The sequence below is a fragment of the Hydrogenophaga sp. genome (assembly GCF_022844385.1).
GTDB lineage: Bacteria > Pseudomonadota > Gammaproteobacteria > Burkholderiales > Burkholderiaceae_C > Hydrogenophaga.
The window spans coordinates 17900-21169 of the sequence record NZ_JALHLX010000045.1 but is presented as its reverse complement, the minus strand read 5'-3'; the positions used below and the strand labels follow the sequence as shown (position 1 = coordinate 21169).

At 58.9% G+C, this 3270-nt stretch carries 3 protein-coding genes; 1 reads left to right on the top strand and 2 read right to left on the bottom strand.

The window, feature by feature from the left end:
* Positions 1–293: universal stress protein (locus tag Q0C59_RS10000; RefSeq protein WP_291214709.1), on the bottom strand; the 293-nt coding region annotated here is incomplete at its 3' end.
* A 232-nt stretch (positions 294–525) separates the two neighbouring features.
* On the opposite strand from Q0C59_RS10000, the gene nhaR reads away from it, so the two are divergent.
* Positions 526–1458 carry a transcriptional activator NhaR gene (nhaR, locus tag Q0C59_RS09995; RefSeq protein ID WP_291214705.1) on the top strand — a complete coding sequence of 311 codons (933 nt, stop codon included), beginning with the start codon at positions 526–528 and terminating at the stop codon, positions 1456–1458.
* 747 nt (positions 1459–2205) lie between these two features.
* Here nhaR and Q0C59_RS09990 read toward each other — a convergent pair.
* On the bottom strand, positions 2206–3270 hold a 1065-nt coding region (locus tag Q0C59_RS09990; protein ID WP_291214701.1), incomplete at its 5' end, for an alkane 1-monooxygenase.

Here is a 3270-nt window from a genome sequence, read left to right as displayed (position 1 = left end):
CGCGCTGTGCCGATGACGATGCGGTGGCAACACAGACGACGGGCGGCTTCAGCGATGCAAAGGGCCTTGTCGCCAACCTCCAGGTGCGCGCGGTAAGGGACGCCGGAGCCATCGAGAAGTCGCCGGGCATCGGCGAGCGCCTCGTCGGCGCGTTCCCGGTGAAAGTCATCGCGCAGGTCACGATTGACGTGGCGTCTGACGTTGGCTGAAAAGGGCGGCTGGACATTGAGCAAGTGAATCATCCGCACCTCGCCACGATGGAATGCCGATGCAGCATGTCTAACGGCAAGCATTGCGTTGGTCGTTCCGTCGCAGGGAATCAAGAGCGTGGCCAAGGAGAACTTCTCCAAAAAAATGGGATGCTCAACAAATATTTCCTTGTTGGGCTGGGATGCTCGGGAGCCCATGGGCTGTGTTGTCTCGTTCAATCTAATGGCAACGGCGATCCGCGAAAATCAGATTGTTCTGATTTCACCATCCGAGAAAACGGCACAATTTCGGCTACACCTTTCAACCTGCGGCACCGTGAACTACAAGCACCTCCACTACTTTTTTCAGGTAGCCAAACTCGGTGGCGTCCTGCGAGCCAGCGAACACTTGCACATGTCGCCGCAGACCATCAGCGGGCAAATTCAGTTGCTTGAGGAGGCGCTGGGCACAGCGTTGTTCATCAAAAGCGGGCGTGGGCTGGCGCTTACCGATACCGGGCGCCTCGTACTCGGCTATGCCGAGTCCATCTTTTCGATCGGCGCTGAGCTTGAAGAAGCTGTGCGCGATTACCCCAGCAAGGGCAAGCTGTTGGAGTTTCGCGTCGGCGTGGCTGATGCAGTTCCCAAGACCATTGCATGCAGGCTGATCGAACCGGCTTCTCAGTTGCAAGAGCCGGTACGCATCGTGTGCCGTGAGTGGAAGCTGGACACGCTGCTGGGCGAGTTGGCACTGCACCGTCTTGATCTCGTGATTTCCGATGCGCCAATCCCCTCCGCGGTCAGCGTTCAGGCCTTTAATCACAAGCTGGGAAGCTGCGGCGTCAGCTTTTTCGCATCACCTTCAGTTCTCTCCGCGACGAGCACTGTGCGATTTCCGGATTGTCTGGATGGGGCGCCCATGATCTTGCCGGCCGAGGAGTCTGCGGTGGGCAAACGCTTGAGGGCGTGGCTCGGGGCCAAATCGCTGCATCCCCGGGTAGTGGCCGAGTGCGATGACAGCGCCCTGGCCAAAGAGTTGGGACGGCGGGGGATGGGCATCTTCGTCGGACCCACCGTGCTCGAACGGGACATCGAGAAGCAATATGGCGTGCGCGCCATTGGAGCGACGCCCGCGGTCGTGGAGGAGTTCTTCGCAATTTCTATCGAGCGACGCATCACACATCCGTGTGTGACCGCGATCACCGAAGCAGCACGCACCCAGCTGTTTGCGGAGCCTATGCGGCGGCAAGCCAAGAGATCAACGACTTGATCGCAGTGCATCACCCATGTGACCGGCTATCTGACACCACACCTCGGCCCGCCTCACACAGCGTGGGAGTGGCGCAGTCTTCCGCCCATGCGGGTTGCCACATCTCGTGTGCGCTGCGGATTCACGTTGAGGTTTTGGATCGTTGACTCGCCGCCGTGGCGGTAGTGGCGTCACCTCCGTTTGCGTGAGTTGCTTGCCGTCGCCGCGACCTTGAGTCGGTCAAGGGAGGCCAAGGACCTCTTTACTCGTCCGACTCGGGTTGCAGGCACCTCGCCATCCTTCGTGGAGACCCACTCTGGCTTCGCGTACCTGGGCGTTTCGCGCATCACTCTGTAGTGATTGATGGAGAGACAATCCATCTCCACCAGCCGGGTAGCTCTTGAGATACAGAAGTACGAGAGGCCGTGGGACTTTCAAAGCATGACGCATGCTCAGATTGCCAACGACGACCTGTCTACTCAGAGTTCTGCGCCGTGGTTTGCGAAGTCAGTTGCTACCTGCTGCGGTGCATTCAGGTTGGACTCGGGCGGAGACTATGCGCGAGGACGGAGTAATGCTGCGGCTGGGTAGACTGCCAGCCCCAGCTGCCGGAAGGCCGGTTCGGGGGGGCCGCCTTTCGAGATACCGGTAGCCCAGTCCGAGGGATGATCTCTACCATCTTTTACAGCCGCGCCAGCGAAGGTCTGCAACCAGTCTTGTGTGGTCCGTCAGACCGTTGCACAGGAATGGGAGCAACGATTGATCCCTCTACAAACCCAGACGCAACATCAGCGCCTGACGCCGCTCGGGCATGAAGTTGATGCGCTCCGGATCCGCGTTTGCAGCGTGAACAACTCTTCGGTCCATCAAGTGGAACCACAACGGTGGCAGGTAGGCCACGACGAACATCCCAAAGTAACCAGAGGGGAGCCGTGGCAGATCTGGAAAGTCGCGAAGCGACTGGTAGCTGCGTCCAGGATGCGCGTGGTGATCAGAATGGCGCTGTAGTTGAAACACCACCAGGTTGGAAACCAGATGGTTGCTGTTCCAGGAATGATGGGGCGCACAGCGCTCATACCGCCCATCGGCACCGCGTTTCCTCTGCAGGCCGTAATGCTCAATGTAGTTGGCTGAAGTCAGCTGGAATGCACCCCAGAAGGCCACCAGCGGGACGACTGCAGCCATGGACCATCCGAGGGCCATGATCAAGCCGCCATAGAGGATGACGGTGAGCAACCCGGCTTGAAGGATTTCATTGTTGGGATGCCAGGCGCTGCATCCCCCACGTCTCAAGCGGTCGGATTCCAGTGTCCATGCGCGAAAGAATGCTCCCGGCATTTCCCTGAGCACAAAGCGGTAGATGCTCTCGCCCAGCCGGGCCGATGCTGGATCCTCAGGAGTCGAAACATGGCGGTGATGACCGCGGTTGTGTTCAATCGAGAAATGACCGTAGCCGCCGAGCGCGCTGTTGAACAACGCCAATTTGCGGCCCATCCAATCTGCCTTGTGACCGAGCTCATGACTGAGATTCAGCCCAAAACCCAAAACCGAGCCGGTGGCCATCACCAAGGCCAACCACGCAGCAGGTGGCATCTCATGGGTGGCAAGGTACACCAGGTTGAAAAGCACAGAAGCCCAGAGCACGGGAACCGTAGCGTAGAGAATCCACCGGTAGTAGGCGTCTGCTTCCAGCTCTGGAACAAAGGACTCGGGTGGATTGGTCAGGTCTTCTCCCAACCACCAATCAGCCAAAGGGATCAACCCATAAAACAGAACAAGGGGCAACGCAAACCACCAGAAACTTGTCGCCCCCAACGTGTGAGCAAGCGGGCC